Source organism: Streptomyces sp. NPDC052682, from assembly GCF_040678435.1.
GTDB lineage: Bacteria > Actinomycetota > Actinomycetes > Streptomycetales > Streptomycetaceae > Streptomyces.
The window spans coordinates 1-17,108 of record NZ_JBFATS010000024.1 but is presented as its reverse complement, the minus strand read 5'-3'; the positions used below and the strand labels follow the sequence as shown (position 1 = coordinate 17,108).

General features: G+C 70.7%; 13 protein-coding genes and 2 pseudogenes. 8 read left to right on the top strand and 7 right to left on the bottom strand.

Annotation, left to right across the window (positions count from 1 at the left end; all coding sequences use genetic code 11):
- The first annotated feature begins 123 nt into the window (after window positions 1–123).
- From AB0K80_RS29810 to AB0K80_RS29800, 3 genes are all read left to right on the top strand, one after another.
- Window positions 124–1,464, top strand: a complete 1,341-nt coding sequence (locus AB0K80_RS29810) for a hemolysin family protein (RefSeq protein ID WP_365674974.1) — start codon at window positions 124–126, stop codon at window positions 1,462–1,464.
- Entirely contained in the window at window positions 1,461–2,480 is a 1,020-nt protein-coding gene (locus AB0K80_RS29805; protein WP_365674972.1) for a hemolysin family protein, read from the top strand. Before AB0K80_RS29810 ends, AB0K80_RS29805 begins: the two co-directional genes overlap by 4 nt.
- Before the next feature lie 203 nt (window positions 2,481–2,683).
- Complete coding sequence (locus AB0K80_RS29800; protein WP_365674970.1) at window positions 2,684–2,926, top strand: twin-arginine translocase TatA/TatE family subunit; 243 nt, start codon at window positions 2,684–2,686, stop codon at window positions 2,924–2,926.
- A 47-nt stretch (window positions 2,927–2,973) separates the two neighbouring features.
- Here the strand turns inward: AB0K80_RS29800 and AB0K80_RS29795 are convergent, their stop codons facing one another.
- The 6 genes from AB0K80_RS29795 to AB0K80_RS29770 form a co-directional block, all read right to left on the bottom strand.
- Window positions 2,974–3,729 carry a DUF1775 domain-containing protein gene (locus tag AB0K80_RS29795; RefSeq protein ID WP_365675086.1) on the bottom strand — a complete coding sequence of 252 codons (756 nt, stop codon included), beginning with the start codon at window positions 3,727–3,729 and terminating at the stop codon, window positions 2,974–2,976.
- A gap of 101 nt (window positions 3,730–3,830) precedes the next feature.
- On the bottom strand, window positions 3,831–4,430 hold the full coding sequence (locus tag AB0K80_RS29790) for a sigma-70 family RNA polymerase sigma factor (protein WP_365674968.1): 600 nt from the start codon (window positions 4,428–4,430) through the stop codon (window positions 3,831–3,833).
- A gap of 149 nt (window positions 4,431–4,579) precedes the next feature.
- On the bottom strand, window positions 4,580–5,218 hold the full coding sequence (locus AB0K80_RS29785) for a hypothetical protein (RefSeq protein WP_365674966.1): 639 nt from the start codon (window positions 5,216–5,218) through the stop codon (window positions 4,580–4,582).
- 139 nt (window positions 5,219–5,357) lie between these two features.
- Complete coding sequence (locus AB0K80_RS29780) at window positions 5,358–6,200, bottom strand: RNA polymerase sigma factor SigF (protein WP_365674964.1); 843 nt, start codon at window positions 6,198–6,200, stop codon at window positions 5,358–5,360.
- A gap of 96 nt (window positions 6,201–6,296) precedes the next feature.
- Window positions 6,297–8,060 carry a thiamine pyrophosphate-dependent enzyme gene (locus AB0K80_RS29775; protein ID WP_365674962.1) on the bottom strand — a complete coding sequence of 588 codons (1,764 nt, stop codon included), beginning with the start codon at window positions 8,058–8,060 and terminating at the stop codon, window positions 6,297–6,299.
- A gap of 14 nt (window positions 8,061–8,074) precedes the next feature.
- Entirely contained in the window at window positions 8,075–9,658 is a 1,584-nt protein-coding gene (locus tag AB0K80_RS29770; RefSeq protein WP_365674960.1) for an FMN-binding glutamate synthase family protein, read from the bottom strand.
- 235 nt (window positions 9,659–9,893) lie between these two features.
- On the opposite strand from AB0K80_RS29770, the pseudogene AB0K80_RS29765 reads away from it, so the two are divergent.
- Together AB0K80_RS29765 and AB0K80_RS29760 are read left to right on the top strand one after the other, a co-directional pair.
- Window positions 9,894–10,106: pseudogene (locus AB0K80_RS29765) on the top strand (AraC family transcriptional regulator); the annotation flags it as partial.
- Window positions 10,107–10,621: 515 nt separating this feature from the next.
- A complete protein-coding gene (locus AB0K80_RS29760; RefSeq protein ID WP_365674958.1) occupies window positions 10,622–11,728 on the top strand; it encodes a ricin-type beta-trefoil lectin domain protein in 1,107 nt (368 codons plus the stop codon).
- A 60-nt stretch (window positions 11,729–11,788) separates the two neighbouring features.
- Here AB0K80_RS29760 and AB0K80_RS29755 read toward each other — a convergent pair whose 3' ends face one another.
- Window positions 11,789–13,147, bottom strand: coding sequence for a glycoside hydrolase family 43 protein (locus AB0K80_RS29755; protein WP_365674957.1), 1,359 nt, complete (start codon window positions 13,145–13,147; stop codon window positions 11,789–11,791).
- Window positions 13,148–14,055: 908 nt separating this feature from the next.
- Here AB0K80_RS29755 and AB0K80_RS29750 point away from each other — a divergent pair.
- From AB0K80_RS29750 to AB0K80_RS29740, 3 genes and pseudogenes are all read left to right on the top strand, one after another.
- On the top strand, window positions 14,056–14,301 hold the full coding sequence (locus AB0K80_RS29750; protein WP_365674955.1) for an RICIN domain-containing protein: 246 nt from the start codon (window positions 14,056–14,058) through the stop codon (window positions 14,299–14,301).
- A 70-nt stretch (window positions 14,302–14,371) separates the two neighbouring features.
- Window positions 14,372–16,678, top strand: a complete 2,307-nt coding sequence (locus tag AB0K80_RS29745; protein ID WP_365674953.1) for a beta-L-arabinofuranosidase domain-containing protein — start codon at window positions 14,372–14,374, stop codon at window positions 16,676–16,678.
- A gap of 125 nt (window positions 16,679–16,803) precedes the next feature.
- Window positions 16,804–17,108: pseudogene (locus AB0K80_RS29740) on the top strand (alpha-galactosidase); the annotation flags it as partial.

Sequence of the window (17,108 nt, the reverse complement as noted above, 5' to 3'; positions counted from 1 at the left end):
CCGGACGCACACCCGACGAAGGAGCACGTCCTTGTCCGCCAGACCGACGGACCCCCCGGGGCACAGTCCCCGACCATCCCGCCCGGGAACAGCTGATCGCGGCACACGGCGGGGTGGTGTTCGATGAGTGCCGCCGCAGCCCTGCCGGGCCTGCTCGCCGTGTTCGTGCTGACCGCCGGCACCGGCTACTTCGTGGCCCAGGAGTTCGCCTACGTCTCCGCCGACCGCCTCACCCTCGCCCGCGAGGCCGAGGCCGGAGACCGCAAGGCCGCCCGCGCCCTGCGCGTCCTGGAGCGGCTGTCGTTCATGCTCTCGGGCGCCCAGCTCGGCATCACCGTCACCGGCCTGATCGTCGGCTTCCTCGCCGAACCATCGGTGTCCGCGCTGCTGAAGCCCGCCCTGTCCGGCCTCGGCATCCCCGACGGCGCCGTCACCGGCGTCTCCGTCACCCTCGCGTTCGTCCTGGCCACCGTCGTGCAGATGGTGCTCGGCGAGCTCGCCCCGAAGAACCTGGCGATCGCCGTACCGGAACGCCTCGCCAAGGCCCTCGCCGGCTCCACACTGGCGTACCTGAAGGTCGCCGGCCCCGTGGTGCGGGTCTTCGACGGCGCCGCCGACCGTCTGCTGCGCAGGGCCGGCATCGAACCGGTCGAGGAACTGCACCACGGCGCCACCCTGGAGGAGCTGGGCCACCTGATCGGCGAGTCCCACGAGCAGGGCGCCCTGCCGAAGGACACCGCGGCGCTGCTGGACCACGCGCTGGAGTTCTCCGAGCGCACCCTGGACGAGGTGATGGTGCCGCGCGCCGACGCCGTCTTCGTCCGCAGCGACGCGAGCGCCGACGAGGCGGTCGGTCTGATCGCCGCGCACGGCCACTCGAACTACCCCGTCCTCGGCGACCACCCCGACGACCTCGCGGGCGTGCTCGGCGTACGTGAGCTGATGGCGCTGCCCGCCGGCCGGCTCACCGGCACCACCGCGGGCGCGCTGGCCCGGCGGCCCCTGCTGCTGCCGGACACGCTGCCCCTGCCGGACGCGGTCGCGCGGATGCGCGAGCAGGACGACGAGTTCGCCGTCGTCCTCGACGAGCACGGGGGTGTGGCGGGCATCGTGACGTACGAGGACATCGCCGAGGAACTCGTCGGTGACATCGCGGACGAGTCCGACACCGTCACCGAGCTCGCCGTCGCGGACGGCGACGGCTGGCTGGTGGACGCCGGCCGCCGCCTGGACGAGGTGGCCGAGGCGACCGGCGTGGAGCTGCCGGAGGAGGACGGCTACGACACCGTGGCCGGCCTCGTCGTGGACCGGCTGGGCCGCTTCCCCACGGTCGGCGACCGGGTCACCGTCGAGCTGTCCGGCGGCGGCCGCGCGGTGATCGAGGTGCGCAGGCTGGACCGGCACGTGGCGGACCGCGTACGGATCAGCCCGGCGGCGGACGAGAGGGTGGAGGAGCCCGCGTGAGTTTCCCGATGGCGCTGTTCGCGACCGTCCTGCTGCTGATCGGCAGCGGCTTCTTCGTCGCGGCCGAGTTCGCCCTGGTCGCGGCCAAGCGGCACCGCATGGAGAAGGCGGCGGCCGAGGGCCGGCGTGGCGCCCAGGCCGCCCTGGCCGGCATGCGCGAGCTGTCGCTGATGCTGGCCGGCGCCCAGCTGGGCATCACCGTGTGCACGCTGGGCCTGGGCTCGGTGTCCAAGCCCGCCATCTCCCACGAGCTCGACCCGCTGCTGCACAGGCTGGGCCTGCCCGCCGCGCTCAGCTACGGCGTCGCGTTCGCGGTGGCGATGATCGTCGTGGTGTTCCTGCACATGGTGGTCGGCGAGATGGCCCCCAAGTCGTGGGCGATCGCCCACCCGGAGCGTTCGGCGATGCTCCTGGCGCCGCCCTTCCGGGCCGTGGTGAGGGTCGTACGCCCGTTGATCGGGGTGCTGAACACGGTGAGCAACGCCCTGGTGCGGCTGTGCCGTGTCGCCCCGCGCGACGAGCTGGCCTCGGTGCACAACCGGGAGCAGCTCGCGCACCTGGTGTCGGAGTCGGAGCGGCTGGGGCTGATCAGCGCCGTGGACTCGGAGCTGCTCACGCGTTCGCTGACCGAGCCGGAGACGCCGGTCCGGGATCTGCGGATCCCGGCCGCGGAGATCACCTCGGTGGACGGTGGCGCGGACGTCGAGGAGCTGCTGCGGGTGGCGGCCGCCAACGACCGCACCCGCCTGCTGGTCCGGGAGCACGGCACCGTGCTCGGCTCGGTGCACGCGCGGGACGCCCTGGTCGCCCGGTCCCGGGGCCGGGCCGGCACCGCGCGCGACCTGGCCCGCCCGGTGCCCGTGCTGACGGAGACCACCACGGTCGCCGACGCGATCGACCTGCTGCGCCGCCGCCGTTCCTCCCTCGCCGTCGTCCACGACGACAGCGGCCGCCTCACCGGCATGGTCACCCTGGACGACCTGCTGGCCCGCCTGATGCAGCCGACGGCGGGATGACCCGCGGACTCCCGGCAGCCGGCGCGGCCGGCCTGGCAGCAGGCCCTCCTCGAGCGGGGCGTACTGGCCCGTCTGCGCCGGTACCTGCGGGAGGATCCGTCCCTGTGCGAGGCTGCCGTGGAGCTCACCGCAGCCGCCACCACCCGACCGCCACGCGCACGCCGTCCCGGCCCGGGACGCGCAGGAGAGAGAGCAGGACACCCATGTTCGGACTGAGCGAACTCGCCGTCATCCTCGTCGTCGTCATAGCCGTCCTCGTCGCCAAGAAGGGCCCCGAACTGGCCCGCTCGGCCGGCAAGTCGGCCCGGATCCTCAAAGCGGAGGCGCGTGCGATGAAGGAGGAGGAGCCACGGTCCGGAACGGACGCCCCGCCCCGGATCGTCAAGGGAGAAACGCTCCCGCCGACCGACGACTCCACTCCCGGCCCGGGGCAGCAGGCTCACTAGCGGGTGCCGTAGCCGGGTCCGTCACCGGACCCGGCCGCGACCCCGCGTCAGGCCGTTCCGCCGCGGCGGGTCCTGAGCCACCACGCTCCGCCGCCCAGGGCGAGCACACTCGCCCCGATGCCGAGGGGTACGGCCAGGGGCATGCCGTCGTCCCCCTCCGCGCTGTCCGCGGCGGGTCGCGCCGACCGCTGCGTCGGCTCCCCGGTTCCGGCGGCGCCGGCGCTCGGCGACGCCGTGGTGGTCGCGGACTCCTGCGCGGGGCCGGGGCTCACGGGCTTCGCGCCGGGCGCGGCGGGCTCCAGCTTCAAGCGGGGTGCGGGGTGACCGTGGCCGTGCCCGTGCTCGTCGGCCTCCTCCTCGAGTTCGATCCAGCGGTCGACCTGACCGTCGCTGTAGGTCTGCAGGGTCTTGAACACCAGCTCCTCGGTGTCGGGCAACTGCCGTACGGTCACGACGTACTCGGCGTCCTCCCCCACGGCCAGCTTCGGCCCGGACACGGTGTAGCCGCGGCCGGTGGGGGCGAGCTTCCAGCCCTTGGGGCCTTCCTCGTAGGTGATGTCCTTCGGGGTGAGGCCCTGGGGCAGGATCACCTCCAGTTCGCTGATCCCCGCGGAGGCGGACTCGGACTCGGCGGTGAAGGTCAGTTCGACGTACTGGCCGAGGGCTCGGGCGCCGTCCGCCTCGACCTCGGTGTGCGCCGCGGCCGGCCCCGCGGTGGTGAGGAGGGCCGCGAACGCGACTGCCGTGAGGACGCCGAGGCGGCGCGCGCCGCGTGCCGGGGTGGGACGGGTCGGGCGGTGCATGGTGGGTTCCCCTCGGTGCGGTGTCGGTGTGCTGAACGGGTGGATGGCGATCAGTCGGGTGCCGTTCGGGTGGGTGCCCGACGGGTGGCTGAGGTCCTGCCTCATGCCGCGGGCCTCGCTGCCGGCGCGGCTGCGCAGGCCTGGGCCTCGGCGGCGGCGAGCAGGTCCACGAGGGTCGCCCGGGCGCGGGCCACGCGGGAGCGGACCGTCCCGACGGGACAGCCGCTGACCTCGGCGGCCTCCGCGTACGGCAGTCCCAGCAGCTGGGTGAGGACGAACGCCTCGCGGCGTTCGCCGGGCAGGGCGGCGAGCAGGTCGAGCAGGGCTATGCCGTCGTCGAAGCCGGGCAGGCCGTGCGGCTGGGCGAGTTCGGCGGCCACGCGCCAGTCCGCCCGGTCGGCCAGGCGGGGCCGGGCCGCGGCGTGACGCAGGCTGTCGCAGACCGAGCGGCGGGCGATGGACAGCAGCCAGGAGCGGGCGGAGGAGCGTCCTTCGAAGCGGTGCAGGCTGCCCAGGGCGCGCAGGAACGTGTCCTGGGCCAGGTCGTCGGCGGCCTGCGGGTCGGCGCTCAGGTGGGTGACATAGCGCCGGACGTCGCGGTGCAGGGCTCGGACGAACCGTTCGACGGCGTCCGGGTCGCCACCGCGGGCGGCGAGCGCCCACGCCGTCACCGACTCGTCCGGCCAGGCGGAAGTGATCACGTGGTTGTCCTTCTCGGGTCCGCGGAACCGCCGCCTCGGCATGCGCGCGCAGCCGTGGGCGGTCCGGTGAAGAGGGAGTCCTGCCGCGGGCGCGGGCCTGCGGCAGGTGCCCGAGGGGCGCACGGGCCGCCTCGGGATACCGGCTGTCGTCAGGCGACAGCGCTCCCCCTGGGCGGGCCCCGGGAGGTGAGGACGTGGACGAGCAGGAGCCGCCGCGGTGACCGGTCGTCACGGCGGCGGCGTGGGCGGATGCGCGGACGGTGCGGCGGGGCGGGCAGGGCGAGCGGCAGCCGCAGCGGCGCGGCCAGCCATCCGGCCACCGCGCGCAGGATCCGGAAGGCCGCGCGTTCCCCGTGCGCGAGCCACAGGCCGCACAGCAGTGCGGCCAGCAGGTGGGCGGCGAGCATCCCGGACGACCATGTGCCGCCGTTCATCGCGTGCCCGGTGTGCTCCATGGCGCCCATGGGGGCCATGCCCCTGTGCGCGGCGTCCATGGTGTGGTGTACGGCGTCTGGGCCCGGGGAGGTTCCGGCATGCCCCGGGGCGTGGGCGAACAGGGAGTGCAGGGCCGTCTGGAGGCCGACCACGGCCGACACGATCGAGGCGCCACCGCGCTCACGGCCGGCCAGGCACCATCCGGCGAGTCCCGTCCCGGCGGCCGCGGCGGCCAGGGTCAAAGCCCCCACATGGCTGCCGGACATCATGACGTGCCCCAGGGCGGCGAGCAGCACGCACACGGCCGCGAACACCGCGGCCCGTAACGCGCGAGAACCCCACCCGGCAGACATGGCGCTTCATCCTCGCATCCGGACACGCGGTCGTCATGCGGTGATACGGAAACGGGCCCCCTCGGACACTCACCTCGTGGCGTGTGATCCCTGCCACGGGCGAGGAGCGGGCCCGTTCGCCGTCCGCGCCACGCTGATGTCAGGCGGTACCGAGCATGCCTTCGCGCAGGCGGGCCAGGAGACGGGAGATGAGCCGGGAGACCTGCATCTGGGAGACGCCGAGGCGTTCGCCGATCTGGGCCTGCGTCAGTTCCTCCACGAAGCGCAGGTGGAGGATCGTGCGGTCGCGGGGGGCGAGTTCGGCGATCATCGGGGCGAGGGCGTGGAAGTCCTCGACCAGGCCGAGGGCGGCGTCCTCGTCGCCGATGAAGTCCGCCAGTGCCGCCTCACCGTCCTCGCTGCCGCTGATCGCCGCGTCCAGGGAGGCCGACCGGTAGCCGTTGGACGCCAGCCGGGCTTCGACGACCTCGTCCTCCGGCAGGCTCATCAGCTCGGACAGCTCCTTGGTCGTCGGCGCCCGGCCCAGCCGGCTGCGCAGTTCCTCGTCGGCGCGGGCGAGCTGGACGCGGGCCTCCTGCAACCGGCGCGGGACGTGCACGGCCCAGGAGGTGTCGCGGAAGAACCGCTTGATCTCGCCGACGATGTACGGCACGGCGAAGGAGGTGAACTCCACCTGGCGGGACAGCTCGAACCTGTCGATGGCCTTGATGAGGCCGATCATGCCGACCTGGACGATGTCCTCCATCTCCTCCGGCCCCCGGCTGCGGAACCGGGCGGCCGCGAAACGGACCAGGGACATGTTCATCTCGATCAGCGTGTTCCGCGCGTACTGGTACTCGGGCGTGCCCTCCTCCAGCACCGCCAGCCGGTCGAAGAACAGCTTCGACAGCTCCCGCGCGTCCTTCGGCGCGACCTTGCAGGGGTCCGCGATCTCCGGAACGTCCACCGTCTGTCCAGTGGTCTGCACCGTCGTCGTCCTCATGCGCCCCTCCCGGCCGGTCAGCGTCCTGCTCGCCGGTCAGTCGTCCGGCGAGCAGGCGTCTACCCCGGTCGCCGGCCGGCATGCCTCTGACCTGGGTCAAGAAGCGCCCGGCTCCCCGTGGCTGCGCACGATCTCCTTCACCTTGGCCACCGCGAACCCCCAGCCCTGCTCGACGGTCGGCTTGGCCGGGACGGCGATCTCGTCCGGGTTGGTGAGGACGTCGAGCAGGACCGGGCCCGGACTGTCGAAGGCCCGCCGCACGGCGCCCTCCACGTCGGCCGGGTCGGTCACCCGGATGCCGGTGATGCCCATGGCCTCGGCCACGGCGGCGAAGTCGGGGTTGTCCAGCACCGTGCCGAACTCGGGCAGCCCGGCCTGCTCCTGTTCCAGTTTGACCATGCCCAGCCGGCGGTTGTCGAAGACGACGAGCTTGACGGGAAGACGGTACGTCCTCAGGGTCATCAGGTCCCCGAGCAGCATGCTCAGTCCGCCGTCCCCGCAGAACGCCACGACCTGACGCTCGCGGTCCAGGCACTGGGCGCCCAGGGCCTGGGGCATGGCGTTGGCCATCGAACCGAGGTTGTAGGAGCCGATGAGGCGCCGTTCGCCGCGCATCTCGACGAAGCGCGAGAGCCACACCGTGGCCATGCCCGTGTCGGAGGTGAACACCGCGTCATCGGCCGCGATCCGGTCGACGGCGGCGGCGAGCGCTTCGGGACGGATGTCGTGGGTGCGGTTGTCCAGCGCGGATCGGAGCCGGCCGACGACGCTCTTGTCGTGCGAGGGGTCGGCGAGCCTCGCCTGAGCGGAGCGCCACTGCTCGAAACGTTCCCGTGCCTTCTCCAGGTGGGAGCGGTCCCGGGCGCCTGGGGACCCGGCGGGCGGAGCGGAGAGGTGCTCCAGGAGGTCGCGTACGGTGGCGCCGGCGTCGCCCACCAGGCCGACGTCGACCGGTACCCGGCGTCCGATGTGGGTGGCCTCGGTGTCCACCTGGATCACGGTCCGGCCCTCGGGATACCAGTCCCGGTAGGGGAAGTCGGTGCCGAGCAGCAGGAGGGTGTCCGCGTCCTGGAGGGCCGACGCGGCGGCGGGGTTGCCGATCAGTCCCGTCTGGCCGACCTGGAAGGGGTTGGTGTCGCCCTCGAAGCCCGCCTTGGCCTTCAGGGTGAGCACCATGGGGGCGGCGAGGCGGTCGGCGAGGGCGAGGACGTCCTCGCGGGCGGCGCGAGCACCCTCACCGACGAGCAGGGTGACCCGTTCGGAGCGGTCGAGGAGTTCCGCGGCGCGGCGGACGGCGGGCCCGTCCGGCCTGCTCACCGGGGTGTTCAGGGAGAACCGGGCCGGCCGGTCGGCGGTCAGTTCCCGCTCGCCCAGGTCGCCCGGCACGGTGAGGACGGCGACGCCCCTGCGGCCCAGCGCGTGGCGCACCGCGGTCTCCAGCATCTGCGGCAGCTGGTCGGGAGAGGTGACGGTCGCGCGGAAGACGGCCACGTCACTGAAGAGCGCGTCGTTGTCGACCTCCTGGAAGTAGTCGCTGCCGAGTTCGGCGAGCGGTACCTGCCCGGCGATCGCCAGGACCGGGGCGTGGCTCTTGGCCGCGTCGTACAGCCCGTTGAGGAGGTGCACCGAGCCCGGTCCGACGGTGCCCATGCACACCCCGAGGGTTCCGGTGAGCTGCGACTGGGCGCTCGCGGCGAACGCCGCCGCCTCCTCGTGCCGGCAGCCCACCCACTCAAGGCCCTCGGTGGTGCGGATGGCGTCCGTCAGCGGGTTCAGCGCGTCTCCCACGACGCCGAACACCTGACGCACACCGAGCTCGCTCAACGCGTCCACGATGACGCGGGCAACAGTACGGGCCACGACAATCCTCCAGGTCACACGGTGAAACGGTCGGGGTCGGCGGCCTGCCAGTCGGCCGCCCAGGCAAGCGGGGGCTCGGCGAGCAACTGTCCCGGCGCGAGCCACTCGTACAGTTCCTCGTAGGAGCGGTCGGTGCAGGGATCGACACGCCTGCGGAGCATGTGCGGACGCAGGTCCGCCGGGTCGGTGACCCCCATCGAGGCCATGATCTGCAGCGCGCTGGCCACGGTCGCTTCCTGGAAACGCCGCACGCGCGCGGTCTTGTCACGCACGTCGAGGGCACGGGCACGCCGCGGGTCCTGGGTCGTGACACCGGTGGGGCAGGTGTTCGTATGGCACCTCTGTGCCTGGATGCAGCCGACGGCGAACATCATCGCCCGCGCGGCGTTGCCGTAGTCGGCGCCCTGCACCATGCGTTTGACCAGGTCGGTGCCGGTGGCGATCTTGCCGCTGGCGCCGATCTTGACGCGGTCGCGCAGACCCACGCCCACGAGGGCGTTGTGCACGATGTGCAGGCCCTCGGTCAGGGGGGCGCCCACATGGTCGGCGAACTCCAGCGGCGCCGCGCCGGTCCCGCCCTCGGCGCCGTCCACCACGATGAAATCCGGCGCCGTGCCCTCCTCCAGCATGGCCTTGCACACGGCCAGGAACTGCCGGCGCGAACCCACGCACAGCTTGAACCCGGCAGGCTTGCCACCGGCCAGCTCGCGCATCCGCGCGATGAAGCGCACCAGTTCACGCGGAGTGGAGAACACCCGGTGGTACGGGGGTGAGACGACCGTCCGCCCCTCGGGCACGTCCCGGACCCGGGCGATCTCGGCGTTCACCTTGGCTCCCGGGAGGACTCCGCCGATGCCGGGCTTGGCCCCCTGCGACAGTTTGAGCGACACGCATTTGACGTGATCGTGAGCGGCTTTGTCGGCGAACTCGTCCGCGTCGAAATCGCCGTCCTCGGTGCGGCAGCCGAAGTAGCCGGTGCCGATCTCCCAGATGAGGTCGCCTCCCGGACGCAGGTGGTACGCGGACAGCCCGCCCTCACCGGTGTCCTGGGCGAACCCCCCGGCCGCAGCGCCCCCGTTGAGCGCGAGGACCGCGTTGGCGGACAGCGAACCGAAGCTCATCGCCGAGACGTTCAGCAGCGCCATGTCGTAGGGCCGGCTGCAGTCCGGGCCGCCGATCCGCACGCGCGGCGGCGTCTTCGGCACCGGGCACGGCGCCATGGACGGGACCAGGTACTCATGACCGGGCTGGTACACGTCCCGTTCGGTGCCGTACGGCTCCTCCGCGTCGGTGCCCTTGGCCCGCTCGTACACGATGGTGCGGATGTCCCGGTCGAAGGGCCGGCCGTCGTAGTTCCGCTCGATGAAGTACTGCTGCAGCTCGGGGCGTATGCGTTCCATGAGGAAGCGGAGGTGGCCGAGCACGGGATAGTTGCGCAGCACCGAGTGCCGGCGCTGCACCAGATCCCAGGCACCCAGCACGCCCACGCACAGCAGCGGAAGGGCGGCGAACCACCAGGCGGGCGAGAGGCCGACCGCCGCGGCCAGAGCCGTGAGAGCGGTCAGCAGGATCAGAACAACGATGGCAACGCGGGTCACACTTGGCGCATTGCCCGGTTGTCGATCGCCATGCGCGACAAGAGGGGGTAGCCGAGCCGGCTGAGCGCCCTACGCAGGTCGAAGAGGCCCGGCGAGCCGTCATCGAGACCAGCACCGACTCCTACCGCCTCGCGCACGCCAAAGCCCAGCAGAACGGCGGCTGACCAGAACCACCACCGCTGTCACGCATCGAACGTCCCACCGGCCCGGACCCAAACATCGTGCCGCTGGGCACCTGGACGAGCAGACGGTGTCGAGGGGCGATCAGCAGGATCTGCTGGAGGTGCTGGAGATCTCGATCGCGCAGAGCAGCGAGCGTGCCCTGCGTCGTCGTCTGGCCCGAGTGCGGTACGACGTACGAGGCGATCGTCGACGGAGTGCCCGCGAGCGGGTCGAGCAGGTGCGGCGGGCGGTGTACCGCTGGCGCGGAGTGACCCCGGCCCGGCTGGGCAGGGGGGCAGGAACCGGGAGTGCCCACGCGCCACCGAACCCCGACTGCTTCCACCGCCGAAAGAAGTGATGATTTCGCCTTCGCTGTATGCGGCGACGCAGACCACCCCGGCTTCGACGCCACGCGCGAGACGGAACGCGGGTCCACACCGAGGCGGCAGCCCGTATGCGGCGGCGCACGCCATCCGCACCGCCTCGGCAGGCAAGGCGTTTCGCCGCGGTGGCGAACCAGCCCAGCACCTTGGGCCGTCGCTACGGACCCTCGCCGACGCCGAGGGGCCAGAAGCGGGACCATTCATGGGATGTCCCAGCCCGGATCGTGGTATCTATACGGGTGCGCTTGTGCGGCGTGTTCAGGCCGACCCGCTCGGTATGCGTTTCCCCCACCCGACCGTTCTGCCAGTAGGTCAGGCGGCCGCCTGCGCCAAAGGGAAGGCGTTGCGGCCGAGTTGCTGACACGAACGGCGATCACCCCCGCTGATTCAGCACTCACTCGCAGAAGAGGACGTCTGCATGAGAAGATCCTGGATTCTTCCCCTGATCACCCTGGTAGCCGCCACCTTCGGGGTGACGACCGCGGGGGCCGCCCCGGCCGCCGCCGCCTCGAACACGCCGTTGCGGGTCATGCCGTTGGGCGACTCCATAACCTGGGGTGTGGGAAGCAGCACCGGCAACGGTTACCGGAAGCCGTTGTGGGACAAGCTTGCGGCGGACGGACATCCGCTGGACTTCGTGGGCACGGTGCGGGGCGGTTCGATGTCCGACCCCGACAACGAAGGCCACTCCGGGTACAAGATCCACCAGATCGCCGCTCTCACCGACGCCTCGCTGACCCGCTACCGGCCCAACGTCGTGACGCTGCATATCGGCACCAACGACCTCAACGAGAGCTACCAGGTCTCCACCGCCACCGACCGGCTGAAATCGCTGGTCAACCAGATCACCGCTGCAGCTCCCGACGCAACTGTCCTCGTGGCCTCCCTGGTCGTGTCCACCAGCGGTTCCGAGGAGCAGTACCGGGCCGCCTACAACCAGGCGATCCCCCAGATCGTGCGGGACGCGCAGTCCGCGGGCAAGCGCGTCGCCTACGTCGACATGAGCAGCCTGACCACGGCCGACCTGATCGACACCCTGCATCCCAACGACGCGGGCTACCAGAAGATGGCCGACGCCTTCCACCGTGCTGTCCAGGCCGCGGACAGCGCCGGGTGGCTGAAGAACCCCGCCCCCGCGCCCGCCCGCGTGCAGTCCGGCATCGCCGGCAAGTGCATGGACGTCAACGGTGCCAACAGCGCCGACGGGACCGCCGTCCAGACGTGGAGCTGCGGCGAGGGTGCCAACCAGTACTGGTCCGCGTACACCGACGGCACCCTGCGCTCCCTGGGCAAGTGTCTGGACGTCGCCGGCGGGGCCACCGCCAACGGCACCAAGGTGCAGCTCTGGGCCTGCCACGGCGGCGCCAACCAGGTCTGGCAGCCTTACAACGGCGGTTACCGCAATCCCGCCTCCGGCCGCTGCCTCGATGTTCCGGGCTCCTCCACGGCCGACGGCACCCAGCTCGTGCTGTGGGACTGCAACGGCGGCTCCAACCAGAAGTGGACCACTTTGACCGCCGGATGAACCCCGAGCCCGGGATCTGGGCCTGACAGGCCCAGATCCCGGGCGAACATCGCGCACAGGTCAGGCCCAGGGGCTGACCACCGTGAAGGAGCTGTCGGCGCGGAACGTGTCGGTGTTCTGGTAGGGGTCCACGCGCAGCGCGTAGTCGTAGTGGCGGATGTAGCGGCCGGGGTAGTTGTACGACTCCAGGCGGACGGAGCCGGCGGCGCTGCCCGGGCGGGCGCAGTAGGTGGCGTCCTTCTTGAAGGTGTCGGTGCCATTGCTGCTGTCGAAGCGGACCCGGAAGTCCCAGTGGCGGAGATAGCGGCCGGAGGAGTCGCGGAAGGAGTAGCAGTTGGCGTCGGCGAGGCCGGGTACGACGGTGAAGGTGGCGCTCTGCTTGACGGCGGTGCTGCTGGAGGTGCTCACCGGGTCGATGTAGCCGAGGCTGTCGGAGCGTTCCACGGCGTACCGGTCGGGGTAGTTGACCGACCGCAGCGACCTGGTGGCGTTGGTGGGCAGGGTGACACCGCCGGGGACCGTCTCCTTCAGCACGGTGGCGTGGCGGATGAAGCCGGACAGCCCGGGCACCTCGGTGGGCGCGGACCAGGTGGCGAAGTTGTCGTGGCTGTCGCTGTACCAGTACTTCCCGGCCCGGTATCCGTCGTAGTAGATGCGCCAGCCGCCGTTGTCGAGCTGGACCAGGGCCGGACCCTCCACCCAGTCGCCGAAGCCGGCCCAGTCGCCCGTCTTACGCAGGGTGTAGGGGCCGGTGAGGCTGGAGGCGGTGGCGTACTCGATGTACTTCGTCGTCTCGTTCTTGGTGAACGCGTGGTAGGTGGAGCCGACTTTGACGATGAAGGTGTCGATGTAGTTCGGGCCGATGCCGGACAGCTGGGTGGGCGCGGACCAGGTGGTCAGCGCTGCGTCGGTCGCCGTGATCTTGTAGGCGGTGAAGTGGGTGGCGGTGCTCGCCGCCGTCAGGGACACGATGACGTTGACGCTGCCGTCGGTGTCGATGAACCACTCAGGTGCCCAGGTGCGGGTCAGCCCGCTGATCGGGATCGTGTGGTTGTACAGGAACGTCCAGTTCACCCGGTCGGCGCTCCGGGCGAAACCGATCGTGTTCCCCGTCCAGTTGGTGGTGTACGTGAGGTAGTAGTAGCCGTCGGTGTGCTTGAAGATGCTGGGGTCCCGGATCAGCCCGGACGGCGGGGTGTAGGCGGGGCCTTTTTGCAGGGTGAATCCGGTGGCGTCCGGCGAGTCGTACACATACAGGTTCGACTCACTGCTGTTGGTGAACGCGGTCATCGTGTACCGCGTGGCCTGCCCGGCCGGCGGGGCGGCGGCGGAGGCGGTGCCCTCGAAGACGGCGCCGCCCAGCAGGACCAGCAGCAGCGGGCCCAGCAGGGCGAGCAGCTTTCTTACGGTTCTGTTCAACTCTTCCTCCGGGCTCGGCCAGTCCGCTGGGCCGATCGCCGTGACGAGACATGCGTTATTCGAAATGACGAACAGCGTGCGGAACTTCGAGCAGAAGATAGGTTTGGGCCGTGGTTCCGTCAACGTTTCCGACGAGTACCGTTCGGTGCATTTCGCGCCGCCCGGATACCGAAGAAGCCGCCCTGTCACACACGTTGACTTCCGTACGGGAAACCCTTTACGTTCGGCGCCAACCCCGTCCGGCAGTTCGACCTACGTTCGGAATATCGGTCATTCGCGGTGCGAGAGCGGTCCCGCCTCCGGAAGGAACCCACCCCCCATGCCCCGAACCGCGCGCTTTCCAGGCGCGAGCCCTTCCCCTACCCCACCGCCTGGACACCGGCCTTCAGCGACTGGGACTGCACCCGGGCCGGCTCCGACTACTACGGCCTCACCAGCACGTTCGGGTACTTGCCCGGCATGGCCGTCCCGCCCTCGAAGGACCTGGTCAACCGGCGCTCGCTCGGCGGCGCGGTCGAGGATGTCACCCGGATCGGACCGGAGTTGAACCGGAACCGGATGAACAGCTACGGCCGTGTCGTGTCGGTCGGCGCCCTCCGCTTCCATACAGGGCGACTGGCTGTACGTCAGCACGCCCGAGGAGGGCTTCTTCATGACGTCGGCCTCGTCGCCGACCGGGCCGTGGGAGCCGTTGCACTCACTGTGGCGGATCTCCGGCTGGAATCCACACGTGCGTCAGCGTGCGCGGCGGCAAGGTCGCCGACGTCTGCCGTGCGTCGAACGCGGACGGCGCCACCGTCATCCTGAGTGGCCCGACACCGGCGCGTCGAACCAGCAGTGGGCCTTCCAGTCCCTCTGGGACGGCTGTCACACCATCGCCTGGGTCCGCAGCGGCAAGGTTGCTCGACGTGGCGGGGTCCTGGACGGCGGACGGCGCGGCGGTCGTGCAGATGACCGCCGACGGCCGGAGGACCCGGCAGCGGCAGCCGCGCCCGCAGGCCGGGGGGTTCGTCCTGGTCAACCGCAACAGCGGCAAGGTGCTCGACGTCAGAGGAAGCAGTACGGCGGACGGTGTCGCGCTGATCCAGTACCGCGACGTCGGCCGTTCCCACCAGCGATGGACCTTCCACCGCGTCACCGGCCAGGGACCTTGAGGGGTGGAGGCGGGATCTCGCCGGGTGTCAACGACCAAGCAATCGCTCTCTCGTCATCGAAAGGTGCAGGATGTCTTCCTTCGTCAGCAGACGGCGCCTGCTGCAGGTAGCCGGGGCCACGGTCGCCGCGTCTGCCACGGGATCCTTCATGGGCGCATCTCCCGCGCAGGCAGCCGTTCCTCCCGCAAGGGCCGACACAGGGGTCTTGGCGCACCCCTTCGAACTCGGTCAGGTCCGGCTCACCGCAAGCCGGTGGCTGGACAACCAGAACCGAACGCAGAACTATCTGCGGTTCGTCGATGTCGACCGCCTGCTGTACAACTTCCGCGCCAACCACCGGCTCTCCACCAACGGCGCCGCCGCCAACGGCGGCTGGGACGCACCGAACTTCCCCTTCCGTACCCACGTGCAAGGGCACTTCCTCACGGCCTGGGCACAGCTGTACGCCGTGACCGGGGACACCGTCTGCCGGGACAAGGCCACCTACATGGTCGCGGAGCTGGCCAAATGCCAGGCCAACAACGGCGCCGCCGGTTTCAACGCCGGGTATCTCTCCGGCTACCCCGAGTCCGACTTCACCGCGCTGGAGCAGCGGACCCTGAGCAACGGCAACGTGCCGTACTACACCATCCACAAGACCCTCGCCGGCCTGCTGGACGTATGGCGCCACATCGGCAGCACACAGGCCCGTGACGTGCTGCTCGCCCTGGCGGGATGGGTCGACTGGCGCACCGGCCGGCTGACCACCCAGCAGATGCAGGCCATGCTGCAGACCGAGTTCGGCGGCATGAACGCCGTACTGACCGATCTCTACCAGCAGACCGGCGACGCGCGGTGGCTCACCGTCGCCCGGCGGTTCGACCATGCCGCGGTGTTCGACCCGCTGGCGTCGGGCCAGGACCAGCTCAACGGGCTGCACGCCAACACCCAGGTGCCCAAGTGGATCGGTGCCGTGAGGGAGTACAAGGCCACCGGCACCACCCGCTACCGGGACATCGCCACCAACGCCTGGAACGTCACCGTCAACGCGCATACCTATGCCATCGGCGGCAACAGCCAGGCGGAGCATTTCCGCGCCCCGAACGCCATCGCCGGCTACCTGAACAAGGACACGTGCGAAAGCTGCAACACCTTCAACATGCTCAACCTCACTCGGGAGTTGTTCGCGCTGGACCCGAATCGGGTCGCGCTGTTCGACTACTACGAGCGGGCGTGGCTGAACCAGATGATCGGCCAGCAGAACCCGGCCGACAACCACGGTCACGTCACCTACTTCACCCCGCTCAACCCGGGAGGCCGACGCGGTGTGGGCCCGGCGTGGGGCGGCGGCACCTGGAGCACCGACTACGGCACCTTCTGGTGCTGCCAGGGCACGGGCCTGGAGATGCACACCCGGCTGATGGACTCCATTTACTTCCGCAGTGACAACACGCTGATCGTGAACCTGTTCGTGCCCTCGGTGCTCAACTGGTCGGAGCGCGGAATCACGCTCACCCAGACCACGTCGTACCCCGTCAGTGACACCACGACCTTGCAGGTCACCGGCAACGTCAGCGGAACCTGGGCCATGCGCATCCGCATCCCGAGCTGGACCAGCGGGGCCACCATCAGCGTCAACGGCGTCACGCAGAACATCGCCACCGACCCCGGCAGCTACGCCACCCTGAGCCGCTCGTGGGTCTCCGGCGACACGGTCACCGTCCGCCTGCCCATGCGGATCGTCATGCGAGCGGCCAACGACAACAGGAACGTCTCCGCGATCACCTACGGCCCGGTGGTCCTGTCCGGCAACTACGGTGACTCCTCGCTCAGCTCCCTCCCGACGCTGAACACGTCCTCGATCACACGGACCAGCAGTAGTTCGCTCGCCTTCACCGCCACCGCCAACGGCTCCACCGTCAACCTGGGCCCGTTCTACGACGCGCACGGCCACAACTACACCGTCTACTGGAACGCCAGCGGCACCTTCCGTCTGGTCAACGTGGCCAGCGGTCTCCTGCTGGGCATCCAGAACATGTCCACGGCCGACGGCGGCCGCGCTCTGCAGTGGTCGGACAACGGCACCGCGGACCACGACTGGCACATGATCGCCGACGGAACCGCGTTCCGCTTCCGCAACACCCACAGCGGCAAGGTGCTCGGCGTCCAGGGCATGTCCACGGCAGACGGCGCGACCGTCCTGCAGTGGTCGGACAACGGCACCGCCGACCACCGATGGACGCTGGTCGACCAGGGAGACGGAACCTACAAGATCCGCAACGAGAACAGCGGCAAGTTGCTCGCCATCGCGGACAACTCCACCGCTGTGGGTGCGTTCGCAGTCCAGGACTCGGACGACGGCACCGCCGACAACCGGTGGCGCATCGTGAGGAACTAGGCCGTACCGGTCGGGCTTGCTCACCCTGCAGCGCTGACCTGGCGCGCACATGATCACCAGCTCGTGAACTCGCCCCTCGAGGGAGGCAGAGCAGCTTCCGCTTTGCCTCCCAGGAAGGACCTCCCATGGTTCCCCTACACAGACGCCTGCTGCGTCTCGTCACCGCCGCCGCGCTGACGGTCACCGCCAGCGTCACCGCCTCCGTCGGCACGACCGCCGAGGCCGCACCGGGCAGCCCCGCGCTCACCCCTCCGCTGGGGTGGAACAGCTGGAACAGCTTCGGGTGCGGGATCACCGAGGCGCAGGTCCGCGAGGCCGCCGACGCGATGGTGTCCTCCGGCATGCGGGACGCCGGCTACCGGTACGTGGTGGTCGACGACTGCTGGTTCGACCCGCAGCGTGACGCGGCCGGCAACCTGCGGGCCAACCC